The sequence below is a fragment of the Novosphingobium acidiphilum DSM 19966 genome, from assembly GCF_000429005.1.
GTDB classification, from domain to species: Bacteria; Pseudomonadota; Alphaproteobacteria; order Sphingomonadales; family Sphingomonadaceae; genus Novosphingobium; species Novosphingobium acidiphilum.
Map to the genome: position 1 here is coordinate 1 of NZ_AUBA01000026.1, position 19,813 is coordinate 19,813.

General features: G+C 63.2%; 15 protein-coding genes. 7 read left to right on the forward strand and 8 right to left on the reverse strand.

Annotation, left to right across the window (positions count from 1 at the left end; translation table 11 throughout):
- Nucleotides 1–247 precede the first annotated feature (247 nt).
- The 4 genes from G404_RS20690 (at nucleotide 248) to fghA (ending at nucleotide 7,958) form a co-directional block, all read left to right on the forward strand.
- Nucleotides 248–3,952 carry a beta strand repeat-containing protein gene (locus tag G404_RS20690; protein ID WP_169719730.1) on the forward strand — a complete coding sequence of 1,235 codons (3,705 nt, stop codon included), beginning with the start codon at nucleotides 248–250 and terminating at the stop codon, nucleotides 3,950–3,952.
- Nucleotides 3,953–4,178: 226 nt separating this feature from the next.
- Nucleotides 4,179–5,714, forward strand: coding sequence for a ShlB/FhaC/HecB family hemolysin secretion/activation protein (locus tag G404_RS0116435; RefSeq protein ID WP_169719731.1), 1,536 nt, complete (start codon nucleotides 4,179–4,181; stop codon nucleotides 5,712–5,714).
- Nucleotides 5,715–6,621: 907 nt separating this feature from the next.
- Nucleotides 6,622–6,993 carry a VOC family protein gene (locus G404_RS0116445; RefSeq protein ID WP_028642035.1) on the forward strand — a complete coding sequence of 124 codons (372 nt, stop codon included), beginning with the start codon at nucleotides 6,622–6,624 and terminating at the stop codon, nucleotides 6,991–6,993.
- Nucleotides 6,994–7,118: 125 nt separating this feature from the next.
- The gene (fghA, locus tag G404_RS0116450; RefSeq protein ID WP_028642036.1) at nucleotides 7,119–7,958 is read left to right on the forward strand and encodes an S-formylglutathione hydrolase; all 840 of its coding nucleotides are present in this window, start codon (nucleotides 7,119–7,121) and stop codon (nucleotides 7,956–7,958) included.
- An 18-nt stretch (nucleotides 7,959–7,976) separates the two neighbouring features.
- Here the strand turns inward: fghA and nusB are convergent, their stop codons facing one another.
- The 3 genes from nusB to hisG are packed head-to-tail and all read right to left on the reverse strand — an operon-like array spanning nucleotide 7,977 to nucleotide 10,395.
- Entirely contained in the window at nucleotides 7,977–8,423 is a 447-nt protein-coding gene (nusB, locus tag G404_RS0116455; protein ID WP_028642037.1) for a transcription antitermination factor NusB, read from the reverse strand.
- A complete protein-coding gene (gene hisD / locus G404_RS0116460) occupies nucleotides 8,420–9,712 on the reverse strand; it encodes a histidinol dehydrogenase (protein WP_028642038.1) in 1,293 nt (430 codons plus the stop codon). Before hisD ends, nusB begins: the two co-directional genes overlap by 4 nt.
- Nucleotides 9,712–10,395: an ATP phosphoribosyltransferase gene (hisG, locus tag G404_RS0116465; RefSeq protein WP_028642039.1), complete on the reverse strand. Its 684-nt coding sequence runs from the start codon at nucleotides 10,393–10,395 to the stop codon at nucleotides 9,712–9,714. The genes hisD and hisG overlap by 1 nt, the downstream gene beginning before the upstream one ends.
- 43 nt (nucleotides 10,396–10,438) lie before the next feature.
- Here hisG and G404_RS0116470 point away from each other — a divergent pair, with 43 nt between their 5' ends.
- On the forward strand, nucleotides 10,439–11,497 hold the full coding sequence (locus G404_RS0116470) for a DUF2332 domain-containing protein (RefSeq protein WP_028642040.1): 1,059 nt from the start codon (nucleotides 10,439–10,441) through the stop codon (nucleotides 11,495–11,497).
- Here G404_RS0116470 and G404_RS20465 read toward each other — a convergent pair.
- The 3 genes from G404_RS20465 to G404_RS0116485 are packed head-to-tail and all read right to left on the reverse strand — an operon-like array spanning nucleotide 11,492 to nucleotide 13,830.
- Complete coding sequence (locus G404_RS20465) at nucleotides 11,492–12,694, reverse strand: low temperature requirement protein A (RefSeq protein ID WP_036521847.1); 1,203 nt, start codon at nucleotides 12,692–12,694, stop codon at nucleotides 11,492–11,494. The two genes, G404_RS0116470 and G404_RS20465, sit on opposite strands and share 6 nt — an antisense overlap.
- A 3-nt stretch (nucleotides 12,695–12,697) precedes the next feature.
- Complete coding sequence (locus G404_RS20470) at nucleotides 12,698–13,522, reverse strand: SDR family NAD(P)-dependent oxidoreductase (RefSeq protein ID WP_028642042.1); 825 nt, start codon at nucleotides 13,520–13,522, stop codon at nucleotides 12,698–12,700.
- 26 nt (nucleotides 13,523–13,548) lie between these two features.
- A complete protein-coding gene (locus tag G404_RS0116485) occupies nucleotides 13,549–13,830 on the reverse strand; it encodes a BolA family protein (RefSeq protein WP_028642043.1) in 282 nt (93 codons plus the stop codon).
- Nucleotides 13,831–13,862: 32 nt separating this feature from the next.
- Between G404_RS0116485 and G404_RS0116490 the strand changes: the two genes are divergently transcribed.
- A complete protein-coding gene (locus tag G404_RS0116490) occupies nucleotides 13,863–14,453 on the forward strand; it encodes a J domain-containing protein (protein WP_028642044.1) in 591 nt (196 codons plus the stop codon).
- Here the strand turns inward: G404_RS0116490 and G404_RS19545 are convergent.
- Nucleotides 14,450–14,980: a hypothetical protein gene (locus G404_RS19545; protein WP_245584573.1), complete on the reverse strand. Its 531-nt coding sequence runs from the start codon at nucleotides 14,978–14,980 to the stop codon at nucleotides 14,450–14,452. The two genes, G404_RS0116490 and G404_RS19545, sit on opposite strands and share 4 nt — an antisense overlap.
- Before the next feature lie 123 nt (nucleotides 14,981–15,103).
- On the opposite strand from G404_RS19545, the gene G404_RS0116500 reads away from it, so the two are divergent.
- Nucleotides 15,104–16,246 carry a pyridoxal phosphate-dependent aminotransferase gene (locus tag G404_RS0116500; RefSeq protein ID WP_028642045.1) on the forward strand — a complete coding sequence of 381 codons (1,143 nt, stop codon included), beginning with the start codon at nucleotides 15,104–15,106 and terminating at the stop codon, nucleotides 16,244–16,246.
- Nucleotides 16,247–16,302: 56 nt separating this feature from the next.
- Here the strand turns inward: G404_RS0116500 and G404_RS0116505 are convergent, their stop codons facing one another.
- Entirely contained in the window at nucleotides 16,303–19,650 is a 3,348-nt protein-coding gene (locus G404_RS0116505; protein WP_245584574.1) for an autotransporter outer membrane beta-barrel domain-containing protein, read from the reverse strand.
- Between the last annotated feature and the right edge of the window lie 163 nt (nucleotides 19,651–19,813).

A 19,813-nucleotide genomic window follows, 5' to 3' on the forward strand; every position in this document is an offset into this window, starting at 1 on the left:
CGGAAGCTCGGTCACCAATGGCTATTGGGATACCCAGACCTCCGGCCAATCGACGAGCGCAGCTGGCACCGGTCTAACCACCGCCCAGCTTCAGGGTACGCTTCCCACGGGGTTTGATCCGGTTGTCTGGGGCACAGGGCCGGGCCTTTACCCCTATCTCAAGAGCGCAAATGCATCAGCCCCCCAGGCGATCTCGGGCTTTGCCTACAGCAGCGGGAGCACGCCCGCCCAAGGCGCCCAGGTTGGCGTGTTTGTCGGGGGCAATCTGCTCGGTGGCAGCACGGTATCAACCGGGGCCAATGGCTACTTCTATGAACTGGCCCCTGCAGGCACGATTGGTTCGACAACCAAGATTGGCGAAACCCTGATCCTGCCAGGCGCATCGAGCGTGACCGGGCTGACCTATACGGATCATCCCACCGTCACTTCGGGCAATGTTTCCGGCATGGCCGTGACATCGGGATTGATCGCCCAGTCCACCAACGCCACTACCCTGTCTGCCCTGAACGCCGATCTCAATGCTACGTTCGGCTCATCGAATTACACCAGCATGATGGGGGCTCTGGCTGGAACACCGGTTTACCTGCAGGCTGTTAGTGCTTTTACGGTCGATCAGGCGTTGTCCAGCACTGGTACCGTCCAGATCGAAGCCAACGGCAACCTGATGATCGCCAGCACTGGTTCGGTTACTTCTTCGGCGCCAGGAACCGCGATTGTTCTGGCGGCAAATGGCAATTTCATAAACAGCGCCGGGTCTTCGGCGGTCAGTGCTACGAATGGTGCTTGGCAAATCTACAGTCAGGCCAACGGCAATCCAGCAGCAGGTCCGACTGGTGATGTGTATGGCGGCCTGTTGGCGGAAAGCTATTATGGAGATGCGTTTGCATTTGGTGCAGGCAGCCCCGGCTCGTTTGCTACTGCCCCCAATGCCGGAAATCGGTTTGTCTATGGCTATCAGCCAACGCTGACGATCACTCCGGCAAACCAAAGCGTAACCTATAACGGCCAGTTGCAGACCGATACCTACGGTGTCACCGGCCTGCAAAATGGTGATGCCATCATCAATGCCCTTCAGGGAACTGTCACTGGGCTGACTGCCATCGCCAAGGACGCCGGCGCTTACAATCTCACTGCGTCCGGCACACTGACATCGGATGAGAACTATGCAATAACGCTCGGGTCGGGAACGTTAACCATCACGCCCAAGGCGTTGACCGCTGCGCTGACAGGCTCGATCACCAAAACCTACGACGGCACCACAATCGCAACACTGACGTCGGCCAACTACGGCTCCCTGATAGGCGTTGTCAGCGGCGACACGGTCGGCTTGAACAATCCGACCGGAGGCACTTACGCCCAGAAGGATGTGGGTAGCAGCCTGGGTGTAACGGTGACGGGCCTTGCCCTGACTGGAGCGCAAGCCAGCGACTACAGTCTGAGCTCGACCTCGGCGTCGGGCAACATCGGTGCGATCACGCCTAAGGCACTGACCGCTGCGCTGACGGGCACGATCACCAAGACCTATGACGGCACTGCGAATGCCTCCCTGACCACGGCAAACTACGGCACCCTGACGGGCGTTGTCAGTGGGGATACGGTCACGGTGAATAAGTCCACCGCTGGCACATATTCTCAAAAGGACGTTGGCACGAGCTTGGTTGTGAGCGCGACGGGGCTAACACTGTCGGGCGCTCAAGCAAGCGACTACACAGTTAGTGCCACAGGCAGCATTGGCGCGATCACGCCCAAGGCACTGACAGCGGCGCTGACAGGAACGATCACCAAAACCTATGATGGCACCACGAATGCCACGCTGACTTCGGCCAACTATGGCACTCTGGCAGGCGTTGTCAGCGGTGACACCGTCATACTGAATAGCTCAGCAACCGGAACATATGCTAGCAAAAATGCGGGCACGGGCATAACAATTACAGCCACTGGGCTAACGCTATCGGGCGCCCAAGCAAGCGATTATACGGTTGGCGCCACCGGTAGCATTGGCGCGATTACGCCCAAATCCCTGACAGCAATGCTGACGGGAACGATCACCAAGACATACGACGGCACCACGAACGCAGCGCTGACTTCGGCAAACTACGGCGCCCTAACAGGCGTTGTCAGCGGCGACACGGTCAGCCTGAACAATCCGACCGGCGGCACATATGCAAGCAAAAACGTGGGTACTGGCCTTGGTGTGACGGTGACAGGCCTTGCCCTGACCGGGGCGCAGGCCGCCGACTACAGCCTTAGTTCGACCTCGGCGGTGGGCAGCATCGGTGCGATCACGCCTAAGGCGCTGACCGCAGCGCTGACCGGCACGATTACTAAAATATACGACGGCACTGCGAATGCCTCCCTGACCACGGCAAACTATGGCACCCTGACGGGCGTTATCAGTGGGGACAGTGTCAGCCTGAACAAATCTACCACCGGAGCATATGCTAGTAAAAATGCGGGTACGGGCATTACAGTTACGGCAACGGGCCTAACGCTGTCGGGGGCCCAAGCAAGCGACTATACCGTTAGCGCAACAGGCAACATTGGCGCGATCACCCCCAAGGCGCTGACCGCTGCGCTGACGGGCACGATCACCAAGACCTATGACGGCACCATAAACGCAACGCTGACCTCGGCAAATTACGCCGCATTGACCGGCGTCATCAGTGGCGACACCGTCGCGCTCAACACACCCACCACCGCGACATATGCCAGCAAAAATGTCGGCAAAAGCTTGGGCGTGACCGTCACCGGCCTTGCCCTGACCGGAGCGCAGGCCGCAGACTACAGCCTGACCGCCTCATCGGCTTCGGGCAACATTGGCGCGATTACGCCCAAGGCGCTGACCGCAGCGCTGACGGGCACGATCACCAAGACCTACGACGGCACCACAACTGCAACACTGACCTCGGCAAATTACGCCGCATTGACCGGCGTCATCAGTGGCGACACCGTCGCGCTCAACACACCCACCACCGGGACGTATGCCAGCAAAAATGTCGGCAACAGCCTTGCCGTGACCGTCACCGGCCTTGCCCTGACCGGAGCGCAGGCCGCAGACTACAGCCTGACCGCCTCATCGGCTTCGGGCAACATTGGCGCGATTACGCCCAAGGCGCTGACCGCAGCGCTGACGGGTACGATCACCAAGACCTACGACGGCACCACAACTGCAACACTGACCTCGGCAAATTACGCCGCATTGACCGGCGTCATCAGTGGCGACACCGTCGCGCTCAACACACCCACCACCGGAACGTATGCCAGCAAAAATGTCGGCAACAGCCTTGGCGTGACCGTCACCGGCCTTGCCCTGACCGGTGCGCAGGCCGCAGACTACAGCCTTAACTCAACCTCGGCTGTGGGCAACATTGGCGCGATCACCCCCAAGGCGCTGACCGCTGCGCTGATGGGCACGATCACCAAGACCTATGACGGCACCATAAACGCAACGCTGACCTCGGCAAATTACGCCGCATTGACCGGTGTGATCAGTGGCGACACCGTCACCCTCAACACACCCGCGAGCGGGACATATGCCCAGAAAGACGCAGGCAGCAGCCTTGGCGTGACCGTCACCGGCCTTGCCCTGACCGGTGCACAGGCCGCAGACTACAGCCTGGCCGCCACCACTGTCACAGCGCGCATCGGCACGATCACCCCCAAGGCGCTGACCGCAGCGCTGACGGGTACGATCACCAAGACCTACGACGGCACCACAACTGCAACACTGACCACGGCAAACTACAACCTGACCGGTGTGATCAGCGGCGATACCGTCAGTCTGAACGACCCCACTAGCGGGGCTTATGCCTCCGCAGGAGCTTCAAGCTCGACCACAACTGCCATCAAGGTCACGGTCTCTGGCTTGGCTTTGCAGAACAATCTCAAGGGGGATTACAGCCTTTCTTCTACATCGGCGTCGGCGAATATCGGCACGATTAACCACAAGTAACGTGCTGATGCCCGATCGTAAAACCCTTCAAACCCACAGGCCGCGGCTTGTCCGGACTGCCCTGTGGCCTACGGTCTTTTGCGGGCTGATCCCCGCTGTAGCCGCGGCCCAACCTGTGGAACGCCACCTCCCGCAAACACCGGACCGGCCACATGCCGAAATTGTCGAGCCAGCACTTCCCAGCACGATCTCGGATGATAGATCGTTGGGTGCGCCGCTGAGAGCCTTGATCCTGCTCGGGCCGGCCGACGCACCCTTCCGAGATAGTGAAGCGAAAGGCCTAAACTGCAAAGCTGTGGCCAGACTCAATACCATTCATGAGCAAAAATTTCTTGAACCGTTTCTTGGTCAGACCATATCGCGCAGGCTGATCAGCCAGATCGAAACACAGATTGTTAAACGATACCGCGCCTCGGGCTATCCGTTCGTACAGGTCTCAACCCCAGAACAGGAGATCACCCGAGGCGTTTTGCAGATCAGGGTGGTAGAGTTTCGTCTGGGCGCAGCAAAGATTGCTGGTGGAAAGCCTTGGGTTCAGCACCATGTGAAGGCGGCAATCCGCACCCACATAGGCGATACCATAAGTGGGGACCGGCTATCCGAAGACCTCGACTGGCTCAATCGCGATCCGCGCCGCGTTATCGCCACAACGTTCACGCCTGGGGGCAAACTGGGCGAGAGCGACTTGACCCTCACGATTACTGCCAATCGCCCATGGGGCGTCAATGCCAGCTATGCCAACTCCGGTTCACCCCAAACCGGGCAGGCACGCTACTCGGTCGGCGCCGATGTCTATGTCCATATCCTCGCGGATGAAGCTCTCTCGGCGCAAGCGACAGGAAGCCCCGATTTCTGGGTGGCGGACGGCAAACCGTTTCACAATAGCGCTCCGCGATATGCGAGCGCAGCGGGTCATTTGCAGATTTTCACAGCGCCTCGACAACTGCTGGATCTGACCATCAACGCTGTCGAAACCAATGCCCCCGTTCAGGCCTTCATCATTCGCCAGCGCACGATCGAAGCTACCGCGGCCTATCGCAGTGCGCTCTCAAACATCGTCCCGCTGGCGGGAGAAATAGGTGCCGGCCTCGAGATGAGCCATCAGGCTCGCCAAACATTTTTCGACGGGGTGAGCGTGGTTCAGACAGCGCAGAACGTCTACCAACTGTTTGGCGATTGGTCTGACCGATGGGCTGACGGCCTTGGGTCAACTGGTGTTGACCTGAACCTACACTACAGCCCTGGCGGCATCGATGGGCTGAACACTGGCCAAGCCTTGGCCACGTTTACCAATGGCCGAGTGCAAAGATCACGCTATGTTTATGGACAAGCATCAGTCAGCCACCAGACGGCACTATTATGGGCAATGACCCTGCAAACGCAAATCAATGGGCAATACGTCGGCCGCGCTGTCCCTGACAGCCAGCAAATCGCGCTTGGCGGTCAAAACGCCGTGCGCGGCTACAGCCTGGACGATGGGGCATGGGACGATGGGGCGATAGTGCGCAATGACCTGAAGGGAAAGGAGTTACGGCTCGGTCAAACGGGTGGCATTACGCCCCGCGTGTTCGTCGATTATGGCTGGGGGCGTTCCTATGCCGCGCACCTCTCCGTGCAGCAAATATCGGGCGGCCTTGGGAGCGATGTTCGATTGGGGAATGGCTTGGGAGCGGGCGTCAATCTAGCAGTACCCATTAAAAGCGGCAAAGAAACACGATCAGGTGTCGCTCGGTTTGAAGCTAAGGTGTCGGTAGCGTATTAGCATAATGAATACCCATGCGGCCGCGACGTAGATGACGTGTGCTCAGCTGGCCAGTTCACCGCGCGCCTTTGAGTGAAGTATTGCGACATGATAGCCGCCTACACCTCCAAGATGCGCAAGCTGCTGTCGAAGGTCTGGACCGGACCATACGGACATTACGGCAACTGGACGTTTCACTACTAACCTCGGGCAAAGCGGCGTCGATTGTGATACGCTGTTGGGCAGAGCACGTCGGTCGTTCGCGACACCGATGTGCGGATCACGATGCGAGCATTCAAAGTGCCGCAGTGACCTCCCACGCTAACTCGCTCAATGTCACATGGAGCTTTGGCTTGCCGAACGACCGCTTGGGAACGCACCAAATCAGCCGAACGACCGAGGATGGGGTGCTATGCAGACCGTTCGCTTCGGAGTCTTTGATCAGCAACTTCTGTCAGTAGCAGACGTTCGCTGCTCTTGATCTGAGTGACCTAGTCTGGTCGGATCCTGTCGTCACCATTTGGTCGGTTTACCGTCTGCTACACAGAGGATTTCTAAGCAGGTTGGCGGCAGCACGCCAATGACCTCGATCAAACGTTTTTCGTTTACAGCACAACGCTAACGCTTTGAAAAATAACACTCCAGTTTTGGAATGGTTTACACCAAAAAGCGCTGATTTCTGCGATTGTTGGGAGCTTGGGAAGCTTCTGCTCTACCATTGAGCTACACCCGCCCGGGCCAGTCGGCGCTTGCTTTCAGCATGGCCGGTGATTCTGGGCAGGCGCGGCTCTTCGCATGCAGCGGGGGCGTGCGTCAAGCGGGGCCTGCTGGCCGATGGGCTGCCTGCAGATGCGATGGCCAATGTCCTTGACCGGGTGGCGCATCAACGGGCACACCGTTTGCACCACTTACGTTGAGAGAGGGTTTCATGTTCAGTCACGTGATGATCGGCGCAGATGATATCGACGCTGCCAAAACATTCTATGATGCGACCTTTGCCGCATTCGGCGGCAAGCCCGCCGTGGTCGATCAGCACGGCCGGCTGGTCTATCAGCACAATGGCGGCATTTTCGTCGTGACCAAGCCGATCGACGGCAATCGCGCGTGCGGCGCCAATGGCGGCACGATCGGCTTTGCGATGACCCCCGAACAGGCCGATGCCTGGTGGCAGGCAGGCCAGGCCAATGGCGGCACCGCGGTGGAAGATCCCCCAGGGCCGCGCGCAGGCAGCCCCTATTACCTGGCGTATCTGCGCGATCCTTCGGGCAACAAGCTTTGCGCGCTGCACGTGCTGGGCTGATCGGGCACACCCCCTGACTTGGGGAAGGATGCCCTGACTTGGGGGCAGGATGCGGGGATTGACGGATCCCCGCATCCTGCCCCAGTGCGTTGGGGGTGAATGATCCCCCTTTTGCGGAGCAGACAGTGGAAACGGTTTCGACTTCTAAGGCCCATGGCGGCACGCTGGGCGTCTATAGCCATGATTCAACGGCGACAGGCACAAAGATGACCTTTTCGGTGTTTGTGCCGCCGCAGGCCGAGGCCGGGGCAAAGCTGCCCGTGCTGTTTTATCTGTCAGGGCTGACCTGCACCCATGCCAACGTCACCGACAAGGGCGAATATCGCCGTGCGTGCGCCGAACATGGCATCATTTTCGTGGCGCCGGATACGTCGCCGCGGGGCGAAGGCGTGGCCGATGATGCGGCCGGCGCCTATGACTTCGGCCTGGGCGCAGGGTTCTACGTCAATGCCACCAGCCAGCCGTTCGCGCGGCATTATCGCATGTGGGATTATATCGCCGACGAATTGCCCGCGCTGATCGCGGCGCAGTTTCCGGTCGATCCGGCACGCGCCGGGATTACCGGGCATTCGATGGGCGGCCATGGCGCGCTGACGCTGGGCCTGACATTTCCCGACCGGTTCAAGTCGCTGTCGGCGTTTGCGCCGATCGTTGCGCCGGGTCAGGTGCCCTGGGGTCACAAGGCGCTGGGCGGATACCTGGGCGACGATCGTGCCGCCTGGCGGGCGCACGATGCTGTTGCGCTGATCGAGGACGGCCATCGTCCGGCGGGTGATATTCTGGTCGATCAGGGCGCGGCCGACGGCTTTCTGGCCGAACAGTTGCGCCCCGACCTGTTGCAGGCGGCCGCCGATACGGCGGGCATTGCCCTGACGCTGCGGCTGCAGCCGGGCTATGACCACAGCTACAACTTCATCTCCAGCTTCATGGAAGACCACATCCGCTGGCACGCCGAGCGGCTGTAATGCCTGCGCCAGGGGCGTTCAGCGAACGTCCTTGGCCAGCGCGTCGAGCAGACCATTGACGAATTTCGCCTCGCGCGCGTCGAAAAACGCGTGCGTGACGTCGAGGTATTCGTTGATCACCGTGCCCACGCCGATATCGGCGCGCGCGATCAGTTCGTAGGCGGCGGCGCGCAGGATCTGCAGCATCGTCTTGTCAAGGCGGGCCAGTGACCAGCCTTCGGCCAGACGCGCGCCCAGACGCGCGTCGATCTCTTCGCGCCGGGCCACCGCGCCTTTGACCAGATCGTCGAAAAACACGACATCGGCGTTGAGGTATTCCACATCCTCGATCTCGCGACCCAGCCGATGACGGTGAAATTCGTCGATCAGCGTGGTCAGTTCGGGCGATTCCATATCGTATTGATACAGCGCCTGCACCGCGGCCAGACGTGCGGCCGAACGGGCTTTGGCTTCGATACGGCTCATATTCCCAGTCTCACTTCAATGGAGCGCGCATGCGCGGTCAGCCCTTCGGCATTGGCCAGTTCGATCGCCGCCGGGCCGATCGCGCCGAGCGCCGCATCACCAACCGCGATGAACGAGGTGCGTTTCATGAAATCGAGCACCGACAGGCCCGATGAAAAGCGCGCGCGCCGCCCGGTGGGCAACACATGGTTGGGCCCGGCGACATAATCGCCGATCGCCTCGGGCGTCATCCGCCCCAGAAAGGCGGAACCCGCGTGGCGGATCTGCGCAAACAGCGCGTCGGGATCGTCGGTGGCGATCTCGATATGTTCGGCGGCAAGCCGGTTGGCCAGCGCAGGCGCCTGATCAAGGCTGTCGACCAGGATCACCGTGCCGAACCGGTTCCAGCTTTCGCGGGCAATCTGCGCCTTGGGCAGCAGGCGCAATTCATCCTCGACCGCGGCGATGACCGCATCGGCAAAGCCGGCGTCATCGGTGATCAGGATCGATTGCGCCGCAGGATCGTGTTCGGCCTGGCTCAACAGATCGGCCGCGATCCACACCGGATCGTTCCTGCCATCGGCGATCACCAGGATTTCCGACGGGCCTGCCACCATGTCGATGCCGACCACGCCATAAAGCTGGCGTTTGGCCTCGGCCACCCAGGCGTTGCCAGGCCCGGTAATCACATCGACCGGGCGGATGCGATCGGTGCCATAGGCCAGCGCGGCAATCGCCTGCGCCCCGCCCATGCGCCAGATTTCGTCAACGCCTGCCAGATGCGCCGCGGCCAGCACCAGCGGGTTGATCGCGCCGTCGGGCGTTGGCGTTGCGATCACCAGCCGGCCCACGCCCGCCACTTTGGCAGGGATCGCGTTCATCAGCAGCGATGACGGATAGGCCGCGCGTCCGCCCGGGACATAGAGCCCGGCCCCATCCACGCCGCGCCACACCGCGCCCAGCCGCACGCCGGTGTCATCGGTATAGTCCCGGTTTTCGGGCAATTGCGCGGTATGATAGGCGGTGATGCGTTGCGCCGCCAGTTCCAGCGCGGCGCGAAGGTCAGGGGTCAGCGCGTCATAGGCCTGGCGGCAGACATCGGCCCCGATGCACCAGTCGGCGTCGGTCGCCGGTTCAAACCGGTCAAACCGCGCGCTGTAGTCGGCCAGCGCTGCGTCGCCGCGGGCGCGCACATCGGCGATGATCGCCGCCACATCGCGCGCCAGGCCCGGATCGCTTTCGCGCCGGTCATCGACCAGCGCTGCAAAGGCTGCGGAAAAACCGGGGTCAGAGGCGATCAGCCGCTGCATCAGGCGCCCTTTCGCGCGGCGACAAGTTCGCGAAACGCATCGACCAGCGCACCCAGGCGCGCGCTGTCGGTCTTGAGCGCGGCGCGGTTGACGATCAGCCGCGCCGACACAGGCATGATCCGGCTGGTTTCGACCAGGCCGTTTTCCTTGAGCGTGCGGCCCGACGAAACCAGATCGACGATCCGGCTGGCCAGGCCCAAGGTGGGCGCCAGTTCCATCGCGCCGTTCAACTTGACCACTTCGGCCTGCACCCCCAGCCGTTCGAAATGACGGCGGGTCAGGCTGGGATATTTGGTGGCCACGCGCGCGTGGCTTTCATTGGCACTGGCGCCGCTTTCGACCAGCCCGGCCGGTTCGGCCACACTCAGCCGGCAATGGCCGATATCGAGATCGACCGGGGCATAGAGATCGGCATAGTCGAATTCGTCGATCACGTCCGACCCGACGATGCCCGCCTGCGCCGCGCCATGCGCAACGAAGGTGGCCACATCGAACGCGCGCACGCGGATCAGGCGCACATCGGCGCGATTGGTGGCAAAGCTGAGCGCACGCGAGCTCTTGTCGAAGAACTCGGGCTCTGGCACGACTCCGGCCTGTCCCAGCAGGGGCAACGCTTCATCGAGGATGCGGCCCTTGGGCAGGGCAAACACGATGGGCCGGGGAAGGACGGGGGACGCGGTCATGGCCCACGCGCCCTATGGCAAAGGGCCGAAAAGGGCAACCCAAGTGGAACCGATCGCACCATCTGCCCGCGTCATCCAGGCCATCGAGTGGCAGGCCGATTATGCCGTACGCAACCATGCACCGATCACCGGGCGCGTGGTGCGCGCGCAGCTGGCCCTGTTGCAGGGCCCGACCCGGGTCGGACAACGGCTGGCGCAATGGCCCGACAGCGCAATGGAAGATGCGCTGCCCTTGCGGGTGGCCGGCGGCCTGCACGCCCTGCATCTGGCGCGGCGCGATGGCCGGCTGGCGCCGATCTATGCCGGCACGCTGACCGATCAGCAGGCGATCGACCCGCTGATCGGGGCGGTCGTGGCCGATCACGACGACATTTTGCTGCCCTGGCTCGACGGACCGCCGCAGACCAACGAAGCAGGGCGTTCGGCCAGTATCATGGCGGCACTGCTGTGGCTGTCGGGCCGACTGGGGCCAAGGTTTGAACTGAACGAACTGGGCGCCAGCGCCGGGGTCAATACCATGATCGACCGGTTTGCCTTTGATCTGGGCGGGGTCATGGCCGGCCCAGCCGATTCGCCGATGCATATCGTGCCGCAATGGAACGGGCCGCCGCCGCCGGTGGGCGCGGTCGAAATTACCGCCATCCGCGGGTGTGATCGCGCGCCGCTTGACCTGACCGACCGCGCGCAGGCCGATCGTCTGAAAGCCTATGTCTGGGCCGATGCACCCGAACGCATGGCGCGGATCGATGCTGCGGTGGCGCTGGCCCGGATCATGCCGCCCCGAATCGATCGCTGTGACGCCGGCGACTGGATCGCCGCGCGGCTGATCGCACCACAGGCGGCCGATACCACACGCGTGGTGTATCATTCGATCGTCTGGCAATATCTGCCTGAAGCGACCCGTGCGGCGATCACCGCCGGGATCGAGGCCGCAGGTGCCGTCGCCACCGCATCGCGCCGGCTTGCCTGGGTTCGGCTGGAAACCAACCGCACCACGTTTCGCCATGAATTGAGCGTGCGGTACTGGCCGGATGGCGGGGACGAGCATGTGCTGGGCACGGCGCACGCCCATGGTGCCTGGGTGGAATGGTTCGGATTATGACGCTTGCCAGCGCCGAAACCGTTCCTGCCACCCGCCGTGGAACGATCCCCATTCCCACACCGCGACGATCACCAGCACCAGATCGCACGCGGCGGTAAAACCGGTGGCGCTCCATACCACGACGCGCGCCGCCACGATCAGTGCCATCACCAGCACCAGGCCGACCAGATGGCTAAGCGGCGGATTGCCGCGCGGGCTGGAATAGCGTTTGAATAAGGCGACCGACGCCAGATAGCCGACCAGACCGCCCCCACCGGCCGCGATCAGCGCCGGGCTGGCGACGGCTGCGGGCTGCGCCATCAGCAGCGCGTCCGACACCGCGGTGGCGACCACCCCGCCCACGATCGGCATATGCAGATAGGTATAGGCATTGCGCGCAATACGCCCCACTTCACCGCTGTGCGCGATATGCTGCGCACCGCGATCGGCGCCGATATCGAAATAGATCCACCACATCAGGGCAGAGCTGGCAAAGCAGGCCAGAAACGCCATCGCGCCAGCGTGGTCGGGCGACTGTTCGGCAAAGGCGGTGCCGGTTACCACGATCCCTTCGCCCAGCGCGATCAGCACGAACAGCGCGGCGCGTTCGGCCATGTGGCTGCCCGAAATGTCCCAGTCCGCGCCGGTCGATCGCCCCAGCCAAGGCGTGCGGAAAAAGGCGAAAGGTCCGGTGTATTCAATCGCCAGGGCAGCGCTCCACAGCGCAAACTGGATGGGCCGCGTGGAGGCAAACGCGCCTGCCAGCCACAGCGGCAGCGAATAGCCGAACCAGGCCGAAATCCGCGCCATATTGCGGCTGCCCGAAGGATGGTCCTGCGCCATGGCCCAGACCATGAACAGATTGCGTCCCAGTTGCAGCGTACAGTAGCTTGCCGCAAAGGCCAGCGCATGGCCGCCGCCATCAAACGCATGCGGCAGCACGGCGGCCATGACCAGGCTGGTCAGCATGGCAAACACCAGCATCAGCCGCACGGGCACCGCCTCGGGATTGGCCCAGTTGGTCGCCCAGGCGGTGTAGATCCACGCCCACCACATCGCCAGAAACAGCACACCCGCCTCGGCCAGCCCGGCCCAGTCGAGATGGGCCCGCACAAATGTCGAAATCTGCGTTATTGCAAAAACATAGACGAGGTCGAAGAACAGTTCCAGATTGCTGACCGCGGCATGGCTACCGCGATGGCGCAGCAGGCCGCGCACGGGTTATGGCGCCTTGGCCATGCGTTCGGCATAGCCGACGGCCAGCGCCGCCACCTGGTCGAACAGCGCATCGGGGGTGCGGCGCAATTCGGCCATGGCCTGTTCCACGCCTGTGGCGATCACGATTTCGCGGGTGCCGGCCGCGATCTGTGCCAGCATCCCGGCCGCCACCGCATCGGGATCAAGCCCGTTTTCGATGGCCCGGTCGCTGATCCCGCGCGCCGAACCATCGGCAGTCAGTGCATTGCGCGACACATCGGTGCGCACCGAACCGGGGGTGACGACATGGACCTGCAAGCCTGCGCCTGCGGTTTCGGCGCGCAGCGCGTCGGCATAGCCGATCAGGCCGAACTTGGCCGCGCAATAGGCGGTGCGCATCGGCACCCCGACTTTGCCCGCGACGCTTGATATCATCACGATCCGCCCCGATCCGCGGGCCACCATTTGCGCGAGGATCGCCTGCGTCAGCGCGATCGGGGCCAGAAGGTCGACGTCGATGATCCGGTCATAAACGGCAAGGCCGGTATCGACGGCCAGCGACCGCTGCGAGATCCCGGCATTGTTGACCAGTATGTCGATCCCGCCGCTGCGCGCCGCCGACCACGCCCAGGCGGTCTGCGCTGCGGCCTGAAGCGCTGCACGATCGGTTACTTCGAACGGCAGCACCAGCGTTTCGGTGCCCAGATCGGCGGCCAGCGCGGCCAGCGCATCGTGCCTGCGTCCCGACAGCACCAGGTGCGCGCCGCTGTCGGCCAGCGCGCGCGCCAGCGCCGCCCCGATACCCGACGATGCCCCGGTGATCCAGGCAACGGTTCCGGCAAATGCCATGGCAATGTCCCCCCTGTTTTTTCGCCTTATTCGCCCGGCGCCCGTGCGCGGATGGCCAGCGCGTGCACCCGTTGCCCGGGTATGTCGCCCAACGCGGCGATCACCAAGCGCTGGCGTTGCAGGCGCGATTGTCCGGCAAAGCGGGCGCTTTCGATTTCGACCGTGAAGTGCGATTCGCCCGAACCATCGTGTCCGGCATGGCCATGATGGTGTGCACTGTCGTTGATCACGTCGAGCCGGGTGGGGGCAAACGCTGCCGTCAGCAGCGTCCTGATTTCTTGGGCAAGGGGTCCTGTCATGTCTTCCATCCTAGCCCATGTCGCGGCATGGGAAAGGGGAAATGAAGCACGATCGATTCCATGGCCGGGTCCGGCACAGCAGCCGACCCTGTGATGCGCCTGGCTGCACCGAGGTGGGCGAATTCCGCGCGCCCGGCGAACGCGCACCAGGATTCGACGGGCCGGGCAACTATCGCTGGTTCTGCCTCGATCATGTGCGCGCATTCAATCAGGGGTATGATTTCTTTCGCGGGATGACCCGCGACGAAATCGAACGCGCGCAATCGCCGCTGTCGGGCTGGGCCGCCGAAACCCGCGCCTTTCGCCCCACCGCGGGCGTCGACCAGGCCCCGCGCTGGGCCGATTTCACCGACCCGCTTGACGCCATTTCAGCGCGCGCGCGGGCGCGGGCCGATGATCTGCGCAAAGGCCAGGAGGCAGCGCGGCGCGGCATCAATCCCGCCGATCGCAGGGCCTATGACACGCTGGGATTGGGCTTTGAGGCGGACCGGCGTGCGCTGCGCGCGCGGTATTCCGAACTCGTCCGCCGCTATCACCCCGATCGCAACGGCGGCGATCGCAGCCACGAGGCGCAGCTTGGCGAAGTGGTCGAAGCCTACAACCACTTGCGCCGGTTGCCCGCCTTTTCCTAAGCGACGGCCTGGTCGGTTTGCGGTTGCGGCGCGAGGCGGCCAAGCAGACCGATCGTCAACCCGAACCAGATCATGCCAAGCACGGTGGCAATGATGACCTGCCGGAAATCCTCGTGCCGCTGGATCACATCGGCGTTGAACACCGTGACATACAGCATTGTGCTGGCATTGCAGAACAGCGGCAGACGCCCGGCGATCACCAGAAACAGCGCCACCACCATCAGCGCCAGCGCGCCAACAATCAACGTCACATTGGCAGTGGCCGCGCCGGTTTGCAGCAGATAGCTGAGCCCGGCGCCGGTCAGGCCGCCGACCACGGCCGGCGCCAGCGCGCGCAGATCCGCATGCGTGACCGAGGTCCAGTACCACAGCAGCAGAAAACCCGCATAGACCGGCACGATGTGCAACACCGCACCGATCACTGCAAAACCGGCAATCAGGACCACCGCAATCGCCGTGATCAGCAGCGCGGTCATCACGGGTTGCACCGGGGGCGTTCCGGGCGGCGGGGTGGTGGTGGGTGGCATCGACCTCTCCAGATGTGGCCGGCGATACGTGCCGCCGGCCTTGCGCGGTCAACCTCAACGCGTGCCCGCGCGTTGTCAATGGTGCCGGTTTCGGGAACCGCGCGGCTCTGCTAGGCGCAGATCATGATTGCACAGCTTGAACCGTTTCACGCCATCGCCGTCTCGGCGCTGGCGCATCGCCTTGGCACCGAAGGACGCTCGGTCATCCATATGGAATTCGGCCAGCCGTCGACCGGCGCCCCCGCCGCTGCGATCGCGTGTGCGCACCGGGTGCTCGATACCGATCCCATGGGCTATTGGGAAAGCCCGCTGCTGAAGGCGCGGATCGCGCAGCATTATCTGGACCACGACGGGGTGGTGATCGATCCCGCGCGGATCGTGCTGACCTGCGGGGCGTCGCCTGCGCTGGTCATGGCGCTGTCGCTGATCGGGGGGCCGGGCGCGCGGGTTGCCTTTGCCCGGCCAGGCTATGTCGCCTATCGCAACAATGCCCGCGCGCTGTTCATGGAACCGGTGGAAATTCGCTGCGGGCCCGATCAGCGATACCAGCTTGACGCTGCTGCGCTGGCCGCGATCGAACCCGCCCCCGATGCGGTCATCCTGGCCAGCCCTGCCAACCCAACCGGCACGGTGATCGCGCCGGACGAACTGGCACGCATCGCCGACGTCTGCGCCGCGCGCGGGATCCGCCTGATCGCCGACGAGATCTATCACGGCATCACCTTTGCTGGCGCCGCGCACAGCGTGTTGCAAGTCGCCCCCGATGCGCTGGTGGTGAACAGTTTTTCCAAATATTTCAGCATGCCGGGCTGGCGCTTGGGCTGGCTGGTGGTGCCCGATGACCTGGTGGAGCAGGCCCGTGCGCGGATGGGCAATCTGTTCCTGACCCCGCCCGTGCTCAGCCAGAAGGCTGGACTGGTTGCGTTTGAGGCGCACGACGAATTGCAAGGCCATGTGGCGACATATGCCCGCAACCGCGCGCTGATGCTGGCCGCAATGCCCGCGCTGGGGCTTGATCGGATCGCACCGCCCGATGGCGCATTCTATATCTATGCCGATGTCGGCCATCTGACCCAGGACAGTCTGGGCTTTGCCATGCGGCTGTTGCAGGACACGGGTGTCGCGATTGCGCCGGGGATCGATTTCGACCCGGTCGAGGGTCACCGGTTCGTGCGGTTCAGCTTTGCCGTGGCGACGCCCCTGATCGAAGACGCGATCGCGCGGATGATCCCCTGGTTTGCCGCCCAGCCGCTGCGGCAACCATAACGCAAAGCGCGCTGGGGCCGGGTCGTGCGCCGCACGACCCGGTTGGCAATGGCCCGTTACAGCGCGATGCTGATCGACGCGCGCACGCCATAGGCGACGCCCTTGTCGCTGCCGCGTTCGATATCGGTGCCGATTTTCCAGGTATAGTCCAACCCGCCCTGCAGAATGCTGAGGTTGGTGACCCAAGCCGAAGGCAGGTGCCCGCCGTTGATGCTGAACGTATCGCCGGTTTCGAACGTGGCGTTGGTGGCGCCAAGATTTCCCGAAATCCAGCTGCGACGGCCTGCTTCCACTTCGACCGCGAACGGGCGGCCTTCGTGGGTGGACGGGCCCGAGCTCCACTGTGCCAGCAGCGTGGTGGTCGCGGTGGTCTGGCTGCTGGTGCGGCCGGCCACGGTCAGCGCGATCGGGTTGTCGCCGGTTTCGATATAGCCGTTTTCTTTCAGGCGATCGTATTGCAGCACGCCGCGCGGACGCAGGCTGAAATGTTCGCCCACCGGCAGGCTGTAGGACACGCCCGCGTTGAATGACGCATTCCAGCCGGCATAGTGGCCCGCCGCCGCATTGGTAAAGTCGGTCGTGGTGACCGCCGCGGTGGTCGTCGTGGTGTACTGGCCAAAGAAAGTCCGGCTGGTCTTGAACGATTCGCGACCCAGGTTGCCGCCTGCCCAGACATACAGCGGCCCGGCCGACTTGCGCCAGAACAGCCCCAGTTCGAATGCCGACGATTTGACCGACTGCGCGGTGGCCAGGACATCGCTCTGGTTGATCGTGCTCGACGTTGCGTTGCCGGTGAACCAGGCCAGCTGAAGCCCGACATTGCCGACCGGCGTCACCTTTTCGATGCCCGCCGACAGGCCGCCGCCGGTGGTTTTGAAGCCGGGTGTGTCACCAAATGTGCGGGTGCCGCGGAACACGATCGGTTCGAGCCAGGCGGCCGAATCGCTGATCGAGAACATCGTCGAATCATCGTTGTAATGCTTGTCGATGATGCGCGTGGCGCGGGTGACCACATCGAATGTGCCGCCGGCATAGTTGGGCAGCAATTCGTTGAAGCGGTTGCGCAGCGTCGGGGTGTCATAAACCCCCAGCAGCGTGTTCTGGATAAAGGTGTTGGCCGCCGCGTCGTTCAAGATGGCGGTATAGGCCGCGGTCTGCGCCGTTGTCAGGCCCAGTTGCGCCGGCGTGGCGCGCGTGATGTCGACATAGACGTCGGTGGCGGTCGACGTGACACTGCCGTTGAACAGCACCGGCAGATTCAGCGACGACGCGGTCAGTGCGCTTGCCCCGGTCAGCGTGGTGGCATGCAGCACGTCGTAATTGCCGACGATGTTGGTCAGCGAATTGACCGCCAGCGAAATCCTGGCGCCGCTGGCAAAGGTCGCGGAATTGGCATTCAGCTGCGACGACGTGCCGGTGGTGCCATCGACATAGACCCGCAGGAACGCGCCCGACGCCACGTTCAGGTTGCGCACCGTGGTGGTGCCGACCGCATTGGCGCCAAACGTGCCGCCGTTGACGGTCACGTCGAAATTGGTGCCCTGGGTGATCGTGCCCAGAAAGCTGGCGTTGTTGTTCAGCGTCAGACCGCCGGTGGCGCCGTTCAGGTTCAGCGTGCCGGTGAACTGGGCATAATCGTTGAGCGTCATGGCCAGCGAACCGCCGGAGTTGCCGCCGACAGCGTTGGTGGGGCCGCAATTGCCGACGCCGCAGACCGTGATATTGCCCACCCAGCGCGTCACGTCGCTGGCCGACACCGTGTCATGGCTGCCAAGCCCGAAATAGGTGTTGCCCGAGATGCCGCCGCTGGCCACGGTCATCGTGTTGGTGCCGGTGCCGAGGTAGATATCCCCGTTGATACCGGCATAAAGCGTTGCAGTCAGCGGGTTGTACCCGGTCACCGCCTTGTCGTTGGTTTCATTGGTCTGGTTGGCGACCGAATAGTTTTGCGTCAGCGTGACACCCGAGGTGTTGTGCGACAGGTCGATCGCCGCGGTGGTGCCTTCGGTTGCACCCGATGCAGTGATGTAACCCTGGTTGGTCAGCGTGCTGACGGTGCCCGACAGATCCTGGATGGCATAGATGTTGCCGGTCGATTCCTGGCTGGCCGTGGCCTTGATCGTGCCCGAGTTGAAGATCGTGCCGACCGTGGCGTTCGGGTTGATCAGGATCGCGGTGGCCGCGGTATCGACCGTCGATGCGGTGACCGTGCCATAGACTTCCATCCCGCCGGTCAGCGTGACCGCGCCGCCGCCCTGCTTGCCGATCACCACGCCATACGCGGCGGTCGAGCTGTAATAGGCGCTTGCCGTAACCGAGCCGTCGATCCCCAGCGCAAAGCTGCCGCTGTTGGTGTTGGGGTTCAGGCTGCCGTTGTCGGTTGCCGCATTGGCGCCGATGACGATCGCGTTGGCGCCACCGATCTGCAGCGCCGGGTTGTTGCCATAGGCGTTGATGCTGCCGCGATTGGTGTCGGTCGAGGTCGAGGTGGTCGGCGCGTTGATCAGCACGCCACCGGTCACGTTGCCGTCGACTTCCACCACCGGGGCGGTGCCGACCGAAAGATACGAGGTGCCGGTCAGGGGCCCGCTGTTGAGCACGCCGCGCGCCAGGATCAAAGACTGCGCGTTGGTGTCGTTATAGGTGTAGCCGTTGCTGATGGCGCCGTCGATCAGCACCACGCCGGTCACGTTGCCCGACTGGACATAGCCTTGCGCGCCGCTGCCGACCACGGTGACGACGCCGCCGACGGTCACATTGCCGGTAACCGCTGCCAGCTTGATGCCGTAGGAATTGTCACCCAGCACGGTGATGTTGCCTTCGTTGCTGAACGTGCCGCTCAACGCACTGTCCAGCTGGATCCCGGCCGAATTTTCGCCATCGACAACGATTGTGCCGGTGGTGGTCACATTGTTGCTGGTGACAGCCGCAGTGTTCGAAATCGATCCGGTGATCGTGCCGCCCGGCCCGCCATAGATGCCGTACCGACCGCTGACGCCCGACACCGGGCTGTAGACATAGCCGCTGTTGATCGTGGTCGGCGTAAAGTTTTCCAGAACCGAGATCGTGCCGCCATTGGTGATGGTGGTGGTGTTGCCCGGGTTGATCAGGATGCCGATATTGCCATTGAGCGGCGCGCTGGCGGTGCCGGCATAGACTGTGCCGCCGCCATTGACCGTCACGGTGTTCGCCGAATCAACCGTGACCGTCGCGCCCGAGGTGCCGGTCAGTGTGCCGGTGCCCGAAATCGTGACATTACCGGCGGTCGACGTGTTCAGCGTCTGGGTGGTGCCGGTGGAAATGGTCGTGTCGGCAAAGGCCGGCGTCGTGGCGAAAAGCCCCGCGGCACAACCAAGGGCAACCGGCGCCACCGAGGCGAGGAACTGCGAAAATTTGCGCTGCATCAGCATTCTGTCATCCGGCAATTGGCCGTTCGGCATCGTGCCGTGCGGACCGTGGTCTGGATGGCGGATGGCTGGCATGACCATCCCCCCGCCCGTCGAAATCTCTCCGGACGCGTGCGGGTACATCGCCAGGGGCGAAAAACCGGCGCGCGCGTCCAGAATG

What these genes read in the sequence shown, in the direction of transcription:
- hisD (WP_028642038.1), bottom strand. Translation starts at nt 9,712, where the DNA reads ATGCAGCGGCTGATCGCCTCTGACCCCGGTTTTTCCGCAGCCTTTGCA.
- nusB (WP_028642037.1), bottom strand. Translation starts at nt 8,423, where the DNA reads ATGAGCCGTATCGAAGCCAAAGCCCGTTCGGCCGCACGTCTGGCCGCG.
- G404_RS20470 (WP_028642042.1), bottom strand. Translation starts at nt 13,522, where the DNA reads ATGGCATTTGCCGGAACCGTTGCCTGGATCACCGGGGCATCGTCGGGT.
- G404_RS0116445 (WP_028642035.1), top strand. Translation starts at nt 6,622, where the DNA reads ATGTTCAGTCACGTGATGATCGGCGCAGATGATATCGACGCTGCCAAA.
- G404_RS0116500 (WP_028642045.1), top strand. Translation starts at nt 15,104, where the DNA reads ATGATTGCACAGCTTGAACCGTTTCACGCCATCGCCGTCTCGGCGCTG.
- G404_RS19545 (WP_245584573.1), bottom strand. Translation starts at nt 14,980, where the DNA reads ATGCCACCCACCACCACCCCGCCGCCCGGAACGCCCCCGGTGCAACCC.
- G404_RS0116505 (WP_245584574.1), bottom strand. Translation starts at nt 19,650, where the DNA reads ATGCAGCGCAAATTTTCGCAGTTCCTCGCCTCGGTGGCGCCGGTTGCC.
- G404_RS0116490 (WP_028642044.1), top strand. Translation starts at nt 13,863, where the DNA reads ATGAAGCACGATCGATTCCATGGCCGGGTCCGGCACAGCAGCCGACCC.
- hisG (WP_028642039.1), bottom strand. Translation starts at nt 10,395, where the DNA reads ATGACCGCGTCCCCCGTCCTTCCCCGGCCCATCGTGTTTGCCCTGCCC.
- G404_RS0116485 (WP_028642043.1), bottom strand. Translation starts at nt 13,830, where the DNA reads ATGGAAGACATGACAGGACCCCTTGCCCAAGAAATCAGGACGCTGCTG.